Consider the following 17,556-nt stretch of genomic DNA (forward strand, 5'->3'; position numbering starts at 1 on the left):
TGTAGATAAATCATTATCAACGCCTATATTATACGATTCTCCTTTATAATTCAATATTTTTAAGGAAATTGTTACTCTTAAAATGTGAAAATCTGATGAAACTTGACAATTTACAACAATATATTAGATAATGACTGTTTATTTTTCTATTTCATACGCAAAAATCAAAAAAATCCCTCTACGATGAGAGGGATTTTTTCTTATAATATAATCGCAATTAATCCGCCAGATCCTTCATTAATAATTCTCTCTAGCGTTTCTTTTAATTTATATCTCGCATTTTCTGGCATTAAAGATAGTTTTGCTTGAATGCCTTCTCGAACAATAGAGCTAAGTGAACGCCCGAATATATCAGAATTCCAAATTGATAATGGGTCATCTTCAAAATCCTGCATTAAGTAACGAACTAGTTCTTCACTTTGCTTTTCAGTACCAATGATTGGCTCAAACGTTGACTCCACATCTACTTTAATCATATGAATAGACGGAGCTACAGCTTTTAATTTCACACCAAACCTTGAACCGTGACGAATAATTTCTGGCTCATCTAAGCTCATGTCAGCTAACGCAGGCGCTGCTACACCATATCCTGTTTGCTTTACCATACGCAGGGCATCCGCCACTTGATCGTATTCTATTTTTGCATGAGATAAATCGAGCATAAGCTTTAATAAATGATCTTTCCCTCGAATTTCTACCCCTACTACTTCTTTTAAAATTTGATCATATAATTCATCTGGTGCATATAAATCAATCTCTGCTACGCCTTGCCCCATATCAATACCAGCTAAGCTCGCTCGATCAATAAATTCATACTGACTAAACTGCCAAACGACACGGTCCACATCACGAAGACGTTTTATATCCTTCACAGTCTCTTGAACCGCTTCTTGATAACTTTGGCGCAACCAATGCCCTTCATTTAACACCATCACCCAGCTCGGAAGGTTAACATTCACTTCTAAAACAGGGAACTCAAATAATGCTTCTCGAAGTACATTGTATACATCTGTTTCCCTTAAACTTTCTACACTCATCGCAATAACTGGGATATCATATTCTTCAGATAAACTTTGGCGCAATTGCTCTGTATCTGGATGATACGGCTGTACAGTGTTGATGATCATAATGAAAGGTTTTCCGACTTCTTTTAACTCATTTACTACGCGTTCTTCTGCCTCTATATAATCTCTTCTTGGAATTTCACCAATCGTTCCATCTGTTGTAATTACAACACCAATTGTGGAATGTTCTTGAATTACTTTACGTGTTCCGATTTCTGCAGCTTCATGGAATGGAATAGGTTCTTCATACCAAGGAGTATTAATCATGCGTGGGCCATTCTCATCTTCATAGCCTTTTGCTCCTGGAACCGTATATCCAACGCAATCTACCAATCGAATATTCACTTCAAGACCTTCATCTACTTCGATAGAAACCGCTTGGTTTGGAACAAACTTCGGTTCCGTCGTCATGATTGTACGACCAGCAGCACTTTGAGGCAGTTCATCCTGCGCCCTTTGACGGTCAGACTCATTCTCAATATTAGGAATAACTACAAGTTCCATAAATTTTTTAATGAATGTTGATTTCCCTGTTCGAACAGCTCCTACAACTCCAAAATAAATATCACCGCCTGTGCGTTCCGCAATATCTTTAAAAATATCTACCTTTTCCAAGTGATTCCCTCCCTCAATATTTTTGGGAATAATTCCACGTTTATAGTCAACTAATACCTTCTCTAACGTTGCCTATAATATCTGATATAATATAATGGTATTCTAGAAGTTCGGACAATATATCATATAATTTTGTCCAATTTCATATGACTATTAAAAAATACCTTTGTTTGCATCGCAAGTTGTGTAACATAAAAAACCTTTCTTCTAGAACTTATTCACTAAAAGAAAGGTTCATGACTTATGATTTTAAAAAAATTGGTTCTCCATTCTTTACCGTATACGGTAAAGAATACGCAGGTACAAATGGAGAATCGTTCGAAAGTATATTCCGAATATCTTCCCCCTCCTTAATTTGACCTTCATTTTTTTTCAACGCTTCATATAAGTCGATTCGATAATCAACATAAATTTCTCCCTTTTCATTGATTACAAAAGGAAGCCCTTTACCGGAATACGGACTTGTCACTTGTGGCACATCTTTATATCCTAGTTTTTTGAAATCTAATTCATACACACCATCTGAAATTACCTTTTTAAAAGGTGGATATTGATGTTCATCCCGATACATCCTAAGCTTTAATGATAATTCCTGGATTTGTTCAGCCATCCTAACATCAATTAACTTTACTGTCGGGTTTGTTTCAACATCTATTAATACGTATTGGTACACTCCCCCGCTTTCATACGCATTTCCCGGCGCTTCTTGTATGTAACGCGGCGCAATCTTTTGAAAATCAATTGGATACTTTTGGTAAATAGGCGTACTCATATCCCGCGTCTTAATTGGCAATATCCCATCATTTTTCTCCTTAAATGTCTCTACAGCTTTTTGGACAACCTGTAGCTGATCATCATAAGGAACAGCATTTTGTCTCATATTTTCTTTCGGATACAGACAACCTGTTAAAAGGCTCATACAACAAAATATTAAAATAATATGGACTTTTTTCACTAGCAATCACCTTTTCATACTAATATAACTTGCTCCGTATGTAGCATTTTCGAGACCATTCCCTTTACTGCTGTACTGGTCCACTAAATACAACAAGAAAAATAACAATTCCTGACACAACCATAAGGGTGTACGCTACTAACGCTGTAATCCCTTTCAAAAATTTATTCTTTATTTTGTATCTACTTAGTAAAATAAAACTTACTGCAAAAAACATAAATCCAATTGCTCCTAAAGCAAACCACATTTTTAAAAGCCCTTCTGACATATACACACCCCTTTTTATTAATCTATTTTTATACTATTTTAACAAATTAAAATCTTTAAACAAATAAAAAAAAAACATTTTATTACAAATTACGAATATGTAACTTTAATCCACATATTTTTTCGCATCTTCCTCTAATCTAGATAAAAATAAAACCGAAGCGAGTGTATCTCTCGCTTCGGTTGACCAAATATGCCCAAAACAGCTCTATTCCCATACTTTCATGGCTATCATATGCAATCTACAAACTCTTTGTTTCTTATATTTTATTTTTTAAACATTTTACTTAACGAGCCAAAGTCAGCGGGCATATTATTGTTAATGATCGCTTTTACAATTTGATCCTCTTGTTCTTTCGGCACTTCACGTCCTGCCATAAGAGCCACTTGATGAATCAATTGACGAAGCACAGTCTCATCACGTAAATTCGCATTTTGTACAGATGATGCTAATTTAAAAATATCTTCTTTATTCACTTTCGCTTCTTTTTCAATGTTATTAAAAATGTTATTATCCATTCTTTTCACCCTCTCCTCAAGTTACTCTTCATCCTATGCAAAATTAAAAAAATGGTGAAAAGACCCATAAAAATAAAAAGCGACAGAAGTACAAATGTACTTCTGTCGCTTTTCTTTAAAGTAAGTCAGGTATAGCTTCCACTTCATGTTTTCGAACACGTCCCATTAATGAGCCTACTGCATCTTTCACATTATTCCCATTGAATAGCACGTCATATAAAGCAGCTGTAATCGGCATTTCAACTTCCATTTTCTCTGCTAATTCGTGAGCAGCTTTCGTTGTTCTGACACCTTCTACAACCATACCCATACTTTCTAACACTTCTTCTAAAGAGTGTCCTTTTCCAAGCATATTTCCAGCGCGCCAATTTCGGCTATGAACACTTGTACAAGTTACAATTAAGTCTCCCATACCAGTTAGACCAGCAAACGTTAATGGATTTCCGCCCATTTTTCTTCCTAAACGAGCAATCTCCGTTAAACCACGTGTCATTAATGCTGCTTTCGCATTATCACCTAATCCAAGTCCATCAGTTATCCCAGCAGCTAATGCGATGATATTTTTTAACGCACCACCAAGTTCAACTCCAACGATATCTGGATTTGTGTATACACGGAAGTAACTATTCATAAACAGGTCTTGTACTTCCTCAGCCGCTTCCATACGCTTTGCTGCAGACGTAACCGTCGTCTCTTGACGTAAACCGACTTCTTCAGCATGACTCGGTCCAGACAGTACAACAACGTCTTTAATCAAGTTCTCTGGAATTTCTTCCTCAATCACTTCCGAAATACGTTTTGACGTACCAGGTTCAATTCCTTTACTTGCATGAACCCAAGTAATCGGACCCGCTACATATTTCTTCATATCTTGCAATACTTCTCTATACGCTTTCGTTGGTACTACAAGAAGTACTACATTTACATCTACTAATGCTTCTTCTAAAGAAGAGTAGGCTACGATTGTGCTTGGCAATGTAATTCCTGGAAGGTATCGACTATTCTCATGTTTCGTATTAATCTCATCCATGAGTTCAGAGCGATTTCCCCAAATTCGTACATCATGTCCATTGTCAGCCAATACCATCGCTAACGCTGTTCCCCAGCTACCTGCTCCTACTACTGTGATTTTTGTCATAAAATCACATCCTCTCCATTAGTCTCTTGCTCTAGCGATAATGTGAATTGGCGTTCCTACAAAACCGAACGCTTCACGTAAGCGATTCTTTAAGAAGCGCTCATATGAGAAGTGCATTAACTCTGTATCGTTTACAAATATAACAAATGTTGGTGGTTTTACCGCAACCTGTGTCGCATAGAAGATTTTCAAACGGCTACCATTATGAGTTGGCGTTGGATTCATCGCTACCGCATCCATAATTACATCATTTAATACGTTCGTTTGAATACGAATACTATGGCTTTCATTTACTTCATTAATAACTGGTAATAATGTTTGTGTACGTTTTTTCGTTTTCGCAGATAAGAATACAATCGGTGCGTACTCTAAAAATTGGAAATGAGCACGGATGTTTTCTTCAAATGCTTTCATTGTTTTTTCATCTTTTTTCACTGCATCCCATTTGTTTACGACGATAATAACAGCACGTCCTGAATCATGAGCATATCCAGCGATTTTTTTATCCTGTTCAATAATTCCTTCTTCTCCGTCTAAAACGACTAAAACAACGTCAGAACGTTCAATCGCTCTTAGTGCACGAAGCACACTATACTTTTCTGTACTTTCGTATACTTTCCCTTTTTTACGCATACCAGCTGTATCGATGATTACATAATCTTGACCATCTTTACTATATGGTGTATCAACAGCATCACGTGTCGTTCCCGCTATATTACTTACAATTACACGTTCTTGACCAAGAAGTGCATTTACAAGTGATGATTTCCCTACATTCGGACGTCCAATTAAAGAGAAACGGATTGTTTCATCGTCATAAGCTTCTTCTTCAATTTTTGGAAAATGATTTGCAGCTTCATCTAACAAATCACCAAGTCCTAAACCGTGTGTACCTGAAATCGGGAATGGCTCGCCAAATCCTAATGCATAAAAATCATAAATATCACTACGCATTTCTGGATTATCAACCTTATTTACCGCAAGTACAATTGGTTTTTTAGAACGATATAAAATTTTAGCAACTTCTTCATCTGCTGCAGTTACACCATCGCGACCATTCGTCATAAAAATGATAACATCTGCTTCATCAATCGCTACTTCCGCTTGTTGACGAATTTGTGTCAAGAACGGCTCGTCACCAATATCAATTCCACCTGTATCAATAATGTTAAACTCATGATTTAACCATTCTCCCGCACTATAAATACGGTCTCGCGTTATACCTGGTATATCTTCTACGATTGAAACTCTTTCTCCAACAATTCTATTGAAAATAGTAGATTTTCCTACGTTCGGGCGGCCTACTATTGCTATTACTGGTTTCGGCATATACTTTCATCCTTTCAACTTGCTTCTGTTTATTATGTAAAAAACCCTTCTTTGTGCAAGAAGGGATTTGCATTCCAGAATATTTCTCAGCGTATCAAAACACCTCACATTATACCACACGTTACTAATGTTTCACAATAATATATACATTCTCTTGTAAGCGATGCGCAATACCATCCAAAATTGCCTCTAAATTATTTGCAACAAATTCTAATTCATCTGTCGATTCACAAGTAAACAAGGGGGCACCACCAGCAAATTTCTCCGGCGCTGTGGTAATAACCGCGAGTATTACACTTTCTAACATCATCTTTTATCTCCCCTTCCTTTCGGGGCTTCCGATGACATATGAACAGCACTTTCTAACGTCGGTACGTTCCCTATGACACCTATCGCTTTCTCTGCATCTTGATCTTGTGGCAAGACAAAAATCCCCACCCTACCATCTTCTAAATCACGCTTTGCTAACGGCACAAGCGCTGGCGTACCAGAATCTCTATAAATCCCTAAAGCAACAGAAACATCATGTAAAATAGCTTGTCGTTGTCCTAAGTTTGAGATTGTCACCATAGCATCAATTGATTTCGGCCTTAAAATAAAGCCCATTCCATATTTCATAATTTCTTCTTGCCTTGCTGGCAATCCAATATTCATAATGTAAATATTATCAATATATAGTCCCGCTCCTTCAAAACGAAGTGGAACATGCTCGATATCAACAAGATCATGTAACCTTCTGCCCGACATTAATTTTTTCGCGATAATAAATGCGATGATAGCCATAATTACTCCAGCAATCCATGAACGGAACCCTATATACGCAAACGTCGTTGCAAACGACGTTAACATCGCCAAATAGTTGCGACTTTCAAAAACTAATGCAATCCCTTCAATATATGTATTCCCACGCGGTACGAGCTCATATCCATCTAATTGTTGAAGTGTATTTCTTTCCATATTACGCACATCACGAAACTGTGTTGCTGCTAATGTCAGAAATGTAATAGCAGAAAAATCTTTTTTCAAAATTGACGGAATCGCAATCGCTCCTAAAGCCGCTGCAATTAACCCCATCGCAACGTGAATAATTTTCCCGTGGAGCCTCGTCGGATATTGACGCGTATCTGTCCGGAGCATTAGCACTCTCGTTACTGTCCCCGCAATTACTCCGCATAAAATGGCCGGTGTATATTCAGTCATGTATTACCCTCGCCTTTCTTTTACGTGCTTTCCTCTTGAACTGTTCCATGTATACTGATGCTTTTGCAATCCAAAACAAAATTGCCATGAAAAATGTAGAAACGGCGACGATATCAAAAAACGCTAAACTCCCGTAATCATAAGGAAAGTGTAGTTTCCGAAAAATAAGTGTCACAAACAATTCTCCCTGTAACATTCCTATATAAAGAGAACATAATCGTAATATGCGATCCCCATGTAATAAAACTGATGCATACACAAGAGCACTACTTAACAAAAACAACCTGTCCACCACAATCCAAATCGGATCATATACTTCTAACAAATGAAAACTTGTATATAACATTGCAATAATAAGTGCCGAAAGTAAGGTATATAATTTTTTCCAAATCGAATATAGTGTGATTCCTATAAAAGCAACAATACAAAGCAAAAGTGCATTTACTGATACCGTGAATGAAGCAATCGTTACATGTAACGAAGAGCAAATAATAAAAATCAGTATACAAGCGCTTATCTTCCACCGCATAGAGTCCTTTTTCATAAAAAAAGTTACAACAATCCACCCTATCCAAGCTACAAAATAAAAAGTACTCCCTTCCATCATTTCACCTCCTATGTTTTCCATTATGGGAACTTTTTATGAAAGTTAATCCACTTTCTTCACGCATAGTTTTTTCACATAACAGCAACACTTTTAATAAGGAGGTGCTATTCATTATGGGTAAAGATCGTCAAGAACGAAAACTAAGAGAATCACGACGCGTCGAATCTGACCGTGACCAATCATTACAATATCCCGGTGCAACTGGACTGGATACACCAGAGCAAGCCCGAAAACAAAATCAGCACTAATGAACACAAAAAGACGGTTTCGATATTGTACGAAACCGTCTTTCACATTTTTATTTATATCGAAATAACATTTCATATATAAGTCTTTCTAGGATTTTTCTACCTCCACCTATTTTCTTTGACAAAATTAAACCCTTCCCAATCATTCATCAGTACAATATTTACATTTTTCAGCCTCTATTTCAGTCGCAATTTTCTCAAGCTAATGTTTATATACATAATAATAATTTCATTTTTTATTTTTATAGAATATTAATTCGTTCCTCACTTTATATTACTCAAAAAGAACAGAAAATAAAAAAACCAACCAAACGGTTGATTTTTTTATCTCCTACTATAATGCGCAGTATCGATACCACGCTGCGTTAACCAATGATATGTTTCGCCCTTTACAACAAGAGGTACAGCCTGTAACTCTTCTATCGTCTTCGCACCAAGAGCTGTCATAATAAATTTCAAATCTGTATGTAAAAGAGCAATTTCATCCACTAACTTCTCGATACCATCTTGCATTAAAATACGTAAAAAGTATCCAGCAAACGCAGTTGTATTCGCCCCTAATGCGATTGCTTTCGCTACGTCAAGCGCTGTTTGTATGCCCCCAGATGCAATAAAAGAGAGGTTATTATTTGTAGAGGTTGCTTCAATAATCGAGGTTGCCGTTTGTATGCCCCAGTTATTAAAATAAGAAAGCATTCGTTGTCTTCTTTCATTTTCAACAGCAGCAAAATTCGTACCACCTTGTCCGCCAATATCAATTGCCGTGACACCTATGCTCGCTAACTGTTGCATTGTTTCCTTACTCATCCCAAATCCAACTTCTTTCACAATGACAGGAACTTTACTATTTAAAACAATTTTCTCAATGCGCTGAAGTACACCAGTAAAGTCACGGTCTCCTTCTGGCATCGTTAACTCTTGTATGACATTTAAATGAATTTGCAATGCATTCGCTTCAATCATATCAACGGCACGCTCTGCTTGTTCGATAGTTGCCTCACTACCTAAATTAGCAAAGAAAATACCATTTGGATTTACCTTTCTGATAATCTTATAAGAAGCAGCTTCACTTTCATCTTTTAACGCCGCCATTTGCGATCCTACAGCCATAGCAAGTTTATGATGTTTCGCTACATATGCTAATTGCTCATTAATATGTAACGTTTTCTCTCCTCCACCACCAGTCATCGCATTGATAAAAATCGGCGAACTTAGTGAAAGTTCGCCGATTTTTGTTTCACATGTTATTGTGTCATAACTTGAATTTGGCAAACCTTGATGCACAAAATCAATATCATGAAAGCCATGCGTACGAGACTGACCAGTAGAAAGAGCGTATTCAATATGATCTAATTTACGTTTTGCCCTTACCACTTGTACCCCTCTTTATTTCTTTAATTTTTTCAGTTGTTCACCAATAATATCACTTAATTGGAAAGTAGCAGAATCAGCATTTGGTTCATACTGACTGTAATCTTCAATTACATTATTTTCCTCAAGCGCTTCTTTTATACTTAAAGAAATACGTTTCTCTGCCACATGGACTTCAAGCACTTTCACTTTTACTTCTTGTCCCATTTCCAATACTTCACTTGGATTTTTCACGTGACGATTTGCAATTTGAGATACGTGCACAAGACCTTCAACGCCAGGTAAAACTTCAACAAATGCACCGAATGTAACAAGACGCTTTACTACTCCCTCACGAATATCTCCAGCTTTTAGTTCGCCAGCAACATTTTCCCAAGGTCCTGGTTGAGCTGCTTTAATTGATAAAGAAATACGTTGTGTATCAGCATCAACAGATAACACCTTTACTTTTACCTTTTGCCCTTGCTCTAATACTTCAGAAGGTTGCTCTACACGTTCGTGTGAAATTTGTGAAATATGAACTAAACCGTCCACACCACCAACATTTACGAAAGCACCAAAATCAGTTAATCGTTGTACTGTTCCTTCAACAACGTCTCCTTCTTTTAATGAAGAGATTGCTTCTTTTTTCTTAGAATCCAGTTCTAATTCTACTACTGCTTTATGCGAAAGGATTACACGATTTTTTTCGCGGTCTAATTCAACAATTTTCACGGCTAATGTTTTGCCTTTATAGTCAGTAAAATCTTCTACATAATGTACTTCTACAAGTGAAGCTGGGATAAAACCACGAACACCAAGGTCCACAACTAATCCACCATTCACGATATCTTTTACAGTCACATCAAATACATGACCTGAAGTAAATTTCTCTTGTAATTCTACCCATGCTTTTTCTGCATCAACAGCACGTTTAGATAAGACAAGATCATCTTCTTCTAATTTAATAATTTTTAATTCTAGTATTTGATCTAATTCTACAACATCGCTTGCTTTTTCAATATGAACGTTAGCTAATTCACTAATTGGAATTACGCCATCTGTTTTGTATCCAACATTTACAAGCACTTGTTTCTCTTCAACTTTCGTTACAGAACCTGTAACAACGTCACCAACTTGTAATTCTTTTGAATCCATAACTTCTTCATTCATTTTCTCTACCATGGAAATACCTCCCTACAGAATTGACAAAGCATTTTTTATGTATATACGAAATGAAAACATGTGTTTTCATTTGCATGTTTAAGAATTTATCATCACATACTCAGTTTTCATACATTTCACTAGAAAATATATTAAACCTATATAAATAGTATACAGCAAAATCATCTTGAAGAAAGTATGTTTTGAAATATAATAGCGAATATATTCTGAAAGTTTCATCTCTCTTTTACTAACTTCTTACAAATCCCATCATTTGTCAAGGAAAGAGACTCACAATTCACGTATCCTTTACATTTCTATATAAACAAAAAAGAAAGAGGTTATCCCCTTTCTTTATTTCGCAAACACTCCTGAAACAATACTCATAATTTTTTGGACAACTTCTTCAATTGATAAAGAAGTTGTATCTAATTCCAATGCATCATCAGCTTTCTTTAGAGGAGAAACCTCGCGTTCTGAATCTAATTTATCACGCTGAGCAATTTCTTCTTTTAACTGCTCTAAATTAGAATCGAACCCTTTATTCATATTTTCTAAATGTCTTCTTTCTGCTCTTTCTTCAACAGAAGCAAGCATAAAGATCTTCACTTCAGCATCTGGCAACACATGTGTACCAATATCACGACCATCCATTACAACGCCGCCTTTTTCCGCTAACTCTTGTTGACGACGTACCATTTCTTCACGAACAAGGCGATGTTTCGCTACAATAGATACTCGATTCGTCACCTCAGGTGTACGAATTACTTCAGAAACATCTTGTCCATTTAAAAATACAAGTTGTGTATTTTCTCCTTGCTGAAACTCGATTTTCACATTCTTTACAACTTCCATTAACTGCTCTTCATTTTCAATATCCACTTTTTGCTCAAGGGCTGCATATGTAATCGCACGATACATTGCGCCTGTATCAATATAAACGTAAGAAAGCTTCTTTGCCACTACTTTTGCAACCGTACTTTTTCCAGCAGCTGCTGGACCATCTATAGCAATTGAAATTCGTTTATCCATTGTAACACCTCATTTTTTCACTTATAAAACAAAATGAAAAGCAGGTATTCGCCTGCTTCTTCTCATTTGCTTCACGTCATTAAATCCTCAATTATTGTAGCATAATCCTTCATAGAAGAAAATGAAAACTACCTATTCACCTGTAAGATTTCTGCTTTGTTTTTTACCATGACACCTTCATAATAAACAATTTTAGATAAATATTTCACCGATGACTTATGTATAAATAACAATTGCACAATACAAAGACAAATGAATTGTATTACTAATATTCGAATAAAAATTCTCTCCATCTTTTTCAACGTAATTGCTCCCCCCTATCCTATATTTACACATTTCGTTTCGCAATTTTATACATCGTACATATAGCAGCTAACTTTATTGTCATTTTCAAGGCATACTTTTATACATTTCCATTGTCGAATTTACTCAAAACATGTTATGTTCTAAATGTATTTTTCAACTTGAAAGGGGTATAAGCATTGAAAAGAATCCTAGTTTTACACACAGGTGGAACAATTGCAATGGAGGAAGATAAAGAAACTGGGGTCGTACAACCAGGTGAAAAAAATCCTCTTTTAAAATTTATTCCTGATTTAGAAGGCGATGTTGATTTAATCGTTGAAGATGTGTTCCATCTACCATCTCCTCATATGACACCGAGCGAAATGTTACAATTACAAGTCATCATTGATGAAAGAGTAAAACAAGACAACATTCATGGCGTAGTCATTACGCATGGTACGGATACATTAGAAGAAACAGCCTATTTCTTAGATTTAACAGTGCAAGCAACTATTCCAATCGTTGTAACAGGCGCAATGCGTTCTAGTAATGAATTAGGTGCTGATGGTCTATATAACTTCTTATCAGCTGTAAAAGTCGCTAGCTGTAGTGAAGCTGCTGAAAAAGGAGTTCTAGTCGTATTAAACGACGAAATTCATTGCGCTACAAATGTAACGAAAACACATACAAGTAACGTGGCAACATTCCAGAGTCCACAGTATGGACCAATTGGTATGGTAACAAAGCGAGGCGTTGTATTCCATCACGCTTTAGTACATCACGAAACATATTCAGTCAATACAGTTTCTAAAAACGTAGTTGTTCTAAAAGCATACGCTGGTATGGACGATACATTATTAGCAGCAATTGAAACCCTTCCAGTAGACGGGATTGTTATTGAAGCACTTGGACAAGGTAATTTACCTCCAAGAACACTTCCTAGTCTAGAACGATTAATAAACAAAGGAATTCCTGTCGTATTAGTTTCTCGTTGTTTCAATGGCATCGTTCAAGATGTATATTCATATGAAGGTGGCGGCAAGCAATTAAAAGATATGGGTATTGTATTCACATACGGTTTAAATGCTCAAAAAGCACGTATTAAATTATTAGTTGCATTAGAGAACACAAATTCTCATGAAACAATCCAAAATATGTTTATGCACAGTTAAAAAAGAAGCTGTCGAAATAAACTTCGACAGCTTCTTTTTATACTTCTCTTGTTGCAATGGTTTGCGCAAGCGCATCTCCATGAAATCGACCGTTCTCAATAAATATTTCGTTCGCATTATTTCCAGCAGCAATTACACCTGCAATGAAAATATTTTCAGCGTTCGTTTCCATCGTATCCTCTGTATAAATTGGACGTCCTGTTTCTTCATCAATCCGAACACCCATCTTCGTTAAGAAACTATGATCAGGATGGTAACCAGTCATCGCAAATACAAAATCGTTTTGAATTGTATATGCCTCATCATCAACTGTAAACGTTAATGTATGTTCAGTAATTTCTTTCACGTGAGCCCCGAAATGCATTTGAATCGTGCCGCTTCGTACTAACGCCTCAAACTCCGGCAAAATCCACGGCTTAACGCTTGGTGAATACTCACTTCCGCGATATAAAACCGTTACACGCGCACCGGCTTTAACAAGTTCTAACGCAGCATCTACACTCGAGTTTTTCCCACCTATAACTACTACATCTCGATCAAAATAAGGATGTCCCTCTTTAAAATAGTGCGCTACTTTCTTTAGTTCCTCACCTGGAACGTTCATATAATTTGGATTGTCATAATATCCAGTTGCTACAACAATATATTTCGCTATATATATTGTTGTACTTCCGTCACGCTTTGTCGTCTCAACCTGAAACACTTCTCCATCCTTTTGAACTTTCTCCACTCGTTCAAAAGCATTTACACGTACAGATTTACGCTTTACTACTTCACGATAATACGCAAGCGCTTGATTTCGGACTGGCTTACGATTTTCTGTAATAAAAGCTACATCACCAATTTCTAATTTTTCACTAGAAGAGAAAAATGTTTGATGAGTTGGATAATTATAAATCGCATTTACAATGTTTCCTTTTTCAATTACTAACGGATTTATCCCTACCTTTTGCAACGAAATTGCTGCTGCTAATCCGCACGGACCGCCTCCAATTATGATAGCTGTTTCTTTCTGCATACTCAGCTCACTCCTAGTCTTCTACCAATACGCTATTTATAAAAACAAGAAAAAACCTACTTACAGCAGTAGGCACCTATCTTTATTGTATTCATTTTTCATATATTTGTCATCTAAACGAAACGTACATCCGATAGACATCTGCTAAAAACTGCTGAAATTTAATACCTTGTTTCCCTAATACATTCTCAGGATCAATCTTTCTAGCTGGATCAAGCGTTTTATGTGACACGATATCTTTTTTCGGATTTAAGCCAAAGTTTTGGCATAAATACGCATGATACCATGTAAAACGATTATATGCTTCCCAAAAGTTAACATCACCACCATAACAAAGTTCCACTCCAATGGCCGCCTTATTCGCGTCATAGCCGTATAAGTCATTATCCGTCGGCACACCATATCGAACATGATACGCAACTTCATTTATAGGAACAATTTCCAATATTGTTTTATCATCTATAAATGTATGTGCCGAAGCTTTCGGTTGTATTTCATTAAAATAATCCCGATTCCCTATCGCATTGCTACCAGGGTTCCCCGTATCATGACTTACAATAAACCTTACTTTAGAAAGAGGAATTCCCGGTCGTGAACTTCCATACCCAATATAGTTACGCTCTATAGGAAACATCGCCATTACTACCAACTCCCGCTCTAGAAGATTACCTTACTTCCTTATATATGTATTCGGCAGTAATGTCCTTATCGCATATTTCTTACGCGAAGAGAAAATCGAAAATATTTGAAGTGAACACCATAAACAACAAAATACTTACAGCCACTCCATAAAAACCGTAAAACCAAACACAATCTTCTTTCGTATCTAAACCGAAAAATTTGTTTACTGATTGTAATAATGTGCCACGCTTACTTTGTTTGTTTCGTAATACTTCCACTCGCTCTACAACATCTGCTGGCATCATAAATCTTTGGTCTACTGTCATTTTCATCATTTATCTCTCCTTAAAATCATTTCCGTTTTGTTTATCTAAGGAAAGTATAGCACGTTTGTTCGTGCAGAACAAGCGTTCTTTTTTATTTTTATTTTATTTTTCAACAATCCAAGTAAGAATTGAGATTACAAAAGCGATAATCGGCCCTACTACAACTGCACCAAATATTAAAAACAGTAGTCCTTCTCCGAACATCCGAACGTTACTTGTTTTTCGGGCTTTCATCGTTCTTGAGAGTTCTCCCTCTAACCTCTTAACCTTTTCTTCTAATTGTTCTACTCGTTCCATCATTTCATTTTCCATATACAACACCTCACACTAATACTTCAACAAAAAAACGTGATTCCCTCGAAAGGAATCACGTTTTCTCACGATATAATATTATACCCAACCTCTGAAGCGACTTGCTTCAGCCATTTTACGAACACCGACCATATACGCAGCTAAGCGCATATTCACTTTACGAACTTGTGCTGTTTCATAAATAGAATCAAATGATCTTACCATCACTTTTTCTAAACGTTGTTCTACTTCTTCTTCAGTCCAGTAGTAACCTTGGTTATTTTGTACCCACTCAAAGTAAGATACTGTTACCCCACCAGCACTTGCTAATACGTCTGGAACAAGTAAAATTCCGCGATCTGTTAAAATTTTAGTTGCTTCTAATGTTGTTGGACCATTTGCAGCTTCAACAACGATTTTTGCTTTAATATTATTAGCATTTTCTTCTGTAATTTGGTTCTCAATTGCAGCTGGAACTAAAATATCGCAATCAAGTTCTAACAATTCTTTATTTGAAATTGTATTATTAAATAGTTTGGTCACTGTACCGAAGCTATCACGACGGTCTAATAAATAATCAATATCTAATCCGTTTGGATCATGCAATGCACCGTAAGCATCCGAGATTGCAATAACTTTCGCGCCTGCATCATGCATAAATTTAGCTAAGAAGCTACCAGCATTACCGAATCCTTGAACAACAACGCGTGCACCTTTAATATCAATGTCGCGTTTTTTTGCAGCTTCGCGAATACAAATTGTTACACCTTTCGCTGTTGCTGTTTCACGTCCATGTGATCCACCTAATACAAGTGGCTTACCTGTAATAAATCCTGGTGAATTAAATTCATCAATACGGCTATATTCATCCATCATCCATGCCATGATTTGAGAGTTTGTGAATACATCTGGAGCTGGAATATCTTTCGTCGGTCCTACGATTTGGCTAATTGCTCGTACATAACCGCGGCTTAATCTTTCTAACTCACGGAATGACATTTCACGTGGGTCACAGATAATTCCACCTTTACCTCCACCGTATGGTAAATCAACAATACCACATTTTAAACTCATCCAGATTGAAAGTGCTTTCACTTCATTTTCTGTTACATTCGGATGGAAGCGAATTCCACCTTTCGTTGGACCAACAGCATCATTATGTTGTGCACGATATCCTGTAAATATTTTAACAGTCCCGTCATCCATACGAACTGGTATTTTCACTGTCATCATACGAATTGGTTCTTTTAATAATTCATATACTTCGTTTGGATAACCCAATTTTTCTAATGCTTCACTAATAACAATTTGTGTCGAATTCAATAGTTCAAAATGTTGTTCCCTTTGTTGTTGTGTTTTTGTTTGAGTTCCCTTTTCGGCTACCATAGTAAGTAAACCCCCTGTAATTTCACTTGTTTAGTAAACCTTCATTGCCTAGTATACACCGTTAAATTTGGAATGCAATAGAAAACGCTAACAAATATATACAAACTTTTTTCTGTTGCAAGCGTTTTCACTATCATTATAGTCCTTTTATTACTTTTAGAAAAGTAAAATACTTAAATATTTAAATATTTTTTATTTCACTTAAATACAACACCTTAAAAAGATACATTTAAATAAAATAAAGAATGCTTAAGTATTTATGATTCCCGCTATACCATTAATCGTTTTGACATTTTCAGACCAACATTTTAGGTTTTTCCAAATAAAAAACAAAACCTTAGCTCTGTTATATTAGCTAAGGTTTTGTTTTTTCACAAAGTAATTGTGTATTTGTTCAATTGCTTGAGAAGCCATTAATTCTTTACCATACTCCATTAGACGATAAATAGTTGCTGTAGACGGATTACCATATTCCGCTAAAATAGCTATAAAATCTGCCTTCAGTAATTGAACTTGCTCCTCTTCTTCCATCCAAAGATAGTAACGCCCATCCCACGTATATAGTTTTCCGCCAGTTACATCAAGGTTATATAAACGATTCGACAGGTTAATTACGTCATCTAGTGTAGCAAACTCATAAAGTATATGCTCACTTTCATCTAGAGTCACTTGCATTTCAATAAACTCGTCACGGAACTCATCATCTGTATCCACATCTTGATGTTCTTTCGTTACAATTACGACCATTCCTTGCGCTTGTAGAGAAAATACTTCAACTGCAATCGGACCATCCGCTTCAAACCCTAGTTCCTTATTTGCTTCTTGCATCATATCACGAAATAATTGCTGTACTTTCGGTGCATTTCTCCACAAATCTTCTTTCGTTAATCCTCGTTCAGATAAATCATCAAATGTTAAGAAAATTTTTATCTTATTGTAATTTAATCGTTCCAGCCTCATCTCATACCC

Annotated in this window: 21 protein-coding genes; 2 read left to right on the forward strand and 19 right to left on the reverse strand. The window is 36.2% G+C overall.

Features of this window, described 5'->3' with window-relative positions; genetic code table 11:
* Window positions 1–200: 200 nt before the first annotated feature.
* The 9 genes from spoIVA to KVT31_RS08685 all read right to left on the reverse strand — a co-directional run bounded on the left by spoIVA (window position 201) and on the right by KVT31_RS08685 (window position 7,691).
* Complete coding sequence (spoIVA, locus tag KVT31_RS08645; protein ID WP_000416519.1) at window positions 201–1,679, reverse strand: stage IV sporulation protein A; 1,479 nt, start codon at window positions 1,677–1,679, stop codon at window positions 201–203.
* Between the two features lie 241 nt (window positions 1,680–1,920).
* Window positions 1,921–2,634 (reverse strand): hypothetical protein, encoded by a 714-nt coding sequence (locus tag KVT31_RS08650; protein WP_098343582.1) that lies wholly within the window; start codon window positions 2,632–2,634, stop codon window positions 1,921–1,923.
* Window positions 2,635–2,698: 64 nt separating this feature from the next.
* Window positions 2,699–2,902 carry a DUF2768 domain-containing protein gene (locus tag KVT31_RS08655; protein ID WP_088095775.1) on the reverse strand — a complete coding sequence of 68 codons (204 nt, stop codon included), beginning with the start codon at window positions 2,900–2,902 and terminating at the stop codon, window positions 2,699–2,701.
* Between the two features lie 266 nt (window positions 2,903–3,168).
* On the reverse strand, window positions 3,169–3,420 hold the full coding sequence (locus tag KVT31_RS08660) for a stage VI sporulation protein F (RefSeq protein WP_000369753.1): 252 nt from the start codon (window positions 3,418–3,420) through the stop codon (window positions 3,169–3,171).
* Between the two features lie 115 nt (window positions 3,421–3,535).
* The gene (locus KVT31_RS08665) at window positions 3,536–4,558 is read right to left on the reverse strand and encodes an NAD(P)H-dependent glycerol-3-phosphate dehydrogenase (protein WP_000161774.1); all 1,023 of its coding nucleotides are present in this window, start codon (window positions 4,556–4,558) and stop codon (window positions 3,536–3,538) included.
* A gap of 18 nt (window positions 4,559–4,576) precedes the next feature.
* Window positions 4,577–5,887 carry a ribosome biogenesis GTPase Der gene (gene der / locus KVT31_RS08670; protein WP_001125888.1) on the reverse strand — a complete coding sequence of 437 codons (1,311 nt, stop codon included), beginning with the start codon at window positions 5,885–5,887 and terminating at the stop codon, window positions 4,577–4,579.
* A 124-nt stretch (window positions 5,888–6,011) separates the two neighbouring features.
* Window positions 6,012–6,197 carry a capping complex subunit for YIEGIA gene (locus KVT31_RS08675; protein ID WP_088095774.1) on the reverse strand — a complete coding sequence of 62 codons (186 nt, stop codon included), beginning with the start codon at window positions 6,195–6,197 and terminating at the stop codon, window positions 6,012–6,014.
* On the reverse strand, window positions 6,194–7,087 hold the full coding sequence (locus KVT31_RS08680; protein WP_088095773.1) for a YIEGIA family protein: 894 nt from the start codon (window positions 7,085–7,087) through the stop codon (window positions 6,194–6,196). The genes KVT31_RS08675 and KVT31_RS08680 overlap by 4 nt, the downstream gene beginning before the upstream one ends.
* Window positions 7,080–7,691 carry a YphA family membrane protein gene (locus tag KVT31_RS08685; RefSeq protein WP_088095772.1) on the reverse strand — a complete coding sequence of 204 codons (612 nt, stop codon included), beginning with the start codon at window positions 7,689–7,691 and terminating at the stop codon, window positions 7,080–7,082. Before KVT31_RS08685 ends, KVT31_RS08680 begins: the two co-directional genes overlap by 8 nt.
* Before the next feature lie 116 nt (window positions 7,692–7,807).
* On the opposite strand from KVT31_RS08685, the gene KVT31_RS08690 reads away from it, so the two are divergent.
* Window positions 7,808–7,942: a YpzI family protein gene (locus KVT31_RS08690; RefSeq protein WP_000513900.1), complete on the forward strand. Its 135-nt coding sequence runs from the start codon at window positions 7,808–7,810 to the stop codon at window positions 7,940–7,942.
* A 324-nt stretch (window positions 7,943–8,266) separates the two neighbouring features.
* On the opposite strand, the gene KVT31_RS08695 is transcribed toward KVT31_RS08690, so the two are convergent.
* The 4 genes from KVT31_RS08695 to KVT31_RS08710 form a co-directional block, all read right to left on the reverse strand.
* Window positions 8,267–9,316, reverse strand: coding sequence for a type 2 isopentenyl-diphosphate Delta-isomerase (locus KVT31_RS08695; protein WP_088095770.1), 1,050 nt, complete (start codon window positions 9,314–9,316; stop codon window positions 8,267–8,269).
* 12 nt (window positions 9,317–9,328) lie between these two features.
* On the reverse strand, window positions 9,329–10,477 hold the full coding sequence (rpsA, locus tag KVT31_RS08700; protein WP_088095769.1) for a 30S ribosomal protein S1: 1,149 nt from the start codon (window positions 10,475–10,477) through the stop codon (window positions 9,329–9,331).
* A 333-nt stretch (window positions 10,478–10,810) separates the two neighbouring features.
* Window positions 10,811–11,488: a (d)CMP kinase gene (gene cmk / locus KVT31_RS08705; RefSeq protein WP_044790500.1), complete on the reverse strand. Its 678-nt coding sequence runs from the start codon at window positions 11,486–11,488 to the stop codon at window positions 10,811–10,813.
* 128 nt (window positions 11,489–11,616) lie between these two features.
* A complete protein-coding gene (locus tag KVT31_RS08710) occupies window positions 11,617–11,790 on the reverse strand; it encodes a YpfB family protein (RefSeq protein ID WP_088095768.1) in 174 nt (57 codons plus the stop codon).
* A 180-nt stretch (window positions 11,791–11,970) separates the two neighbouring features.
* Here KVT31_RS08710 and ansA point away from each other — a divergent pair, with 180 nt between their 5' ends.
* A complete protein-coding gene (gene ansA, locus KVT31_RS08715) occupies window positions 11,971–12,945 on the forward strand; it encodes an asparaginase (RefSeq protein WP_088095767.1) in 975 nt (324 codons plus the stop codon).
* Window positions 12,946–12,982: 37 nt separating this feature from the next.
* Here the strand turns inward: ansA and KVT31_RS08720 are convergent, their stop codons facing one another.
* From KVT31_RS08720 to KVT31_RS08745, 6 genes are all read right to left on the reverse strand, one after another.
* Window positions 12,983–13,963, reverse strand: coding sequence for a YpdA family putative bacillithiol disulfide reductase (locus KVT31_RS08720; protein WP_088095766.1), 981 nt, complete (start codon window positions 13,961–13,963; stop codon window positions 12,983–12,985).
* A gap of 109 nt (window positions 13,964–14,072) precedes the next feature.
* A complete protein-coding gene (locus KVT31_RS08725) occupies window positions 14,073–14,603 on the reverse strand; it encodes a peptidoglycan recognition protein family protein (RefSeq protein ID WP_088095765.1) in 531 nt (176 codons plus the stop codon).
* A gap of 79 nt (window positions 14,604–14,682) precedes the next feature.
* Complete coding sequence (locus KVT31_RS08730; RefSeq protein WP_001983018.1) at window positions 14,683–14,919, reverse strand: DUF3961 domain-containing protein; 237 nt, start codon at window positions 14,917–14,919, stop codon at window positions 14,683–14,685.
* Window positions 14,920–15,012: 93 nt separating this feature from the next.
* The gene (locus KVT31_RS08735; RefSeq protein ID WP_000426773.1) at window positions 15,013–15,222 is read right to left on the reverse strand and encodes a hypothetical protein; all 210 of its coding nucleotides are present in this window, start codon (window positions 15,220–15,222) and stop codon (window positions 15,013–15,015) included.
* Between the two features lie 78 nt (window positions 15,223–15,300).
* Window positions 15,301–16,587 carry an NAD-specific glutamate dehydrogenase gene (gene gudB, locus KVT31_RS08740; RefSeq protein WP_000225171.1) on the reverse strand — a complete coding sequence of 429 codons (1,287 nt, stop codon included), beginning with the start codon at window positions 16,585–16,587 and terminating at the stop codon, window positions 15,301–15,303.
* 351 nt (window positions 16,588–16,938) lie between these two features.
* Window positions 16,939–17,547 (reverse strand): genetic competence negative regulator, encoded by a 609-nt coding sequence (locus KVT31_RS08745; RefSeq protein ID WP_088095764.1) that lies wholly within the window; start codon window positions 17,545–17,547, stop codon window positions 16,939–16,941.
* Window positions 17,548–17,556 lie beyond the last annotated feature (9 nt).

It is taken from the genome of Bacillus sp. GbtcB14 (assembly GCF_019091205.1).
Lineage (GTDB): Bacteria > Bacillota > Bacilli > Bacillales > Bacillaceae_G > Bacillus_A > Bacillus_A cereus_AG.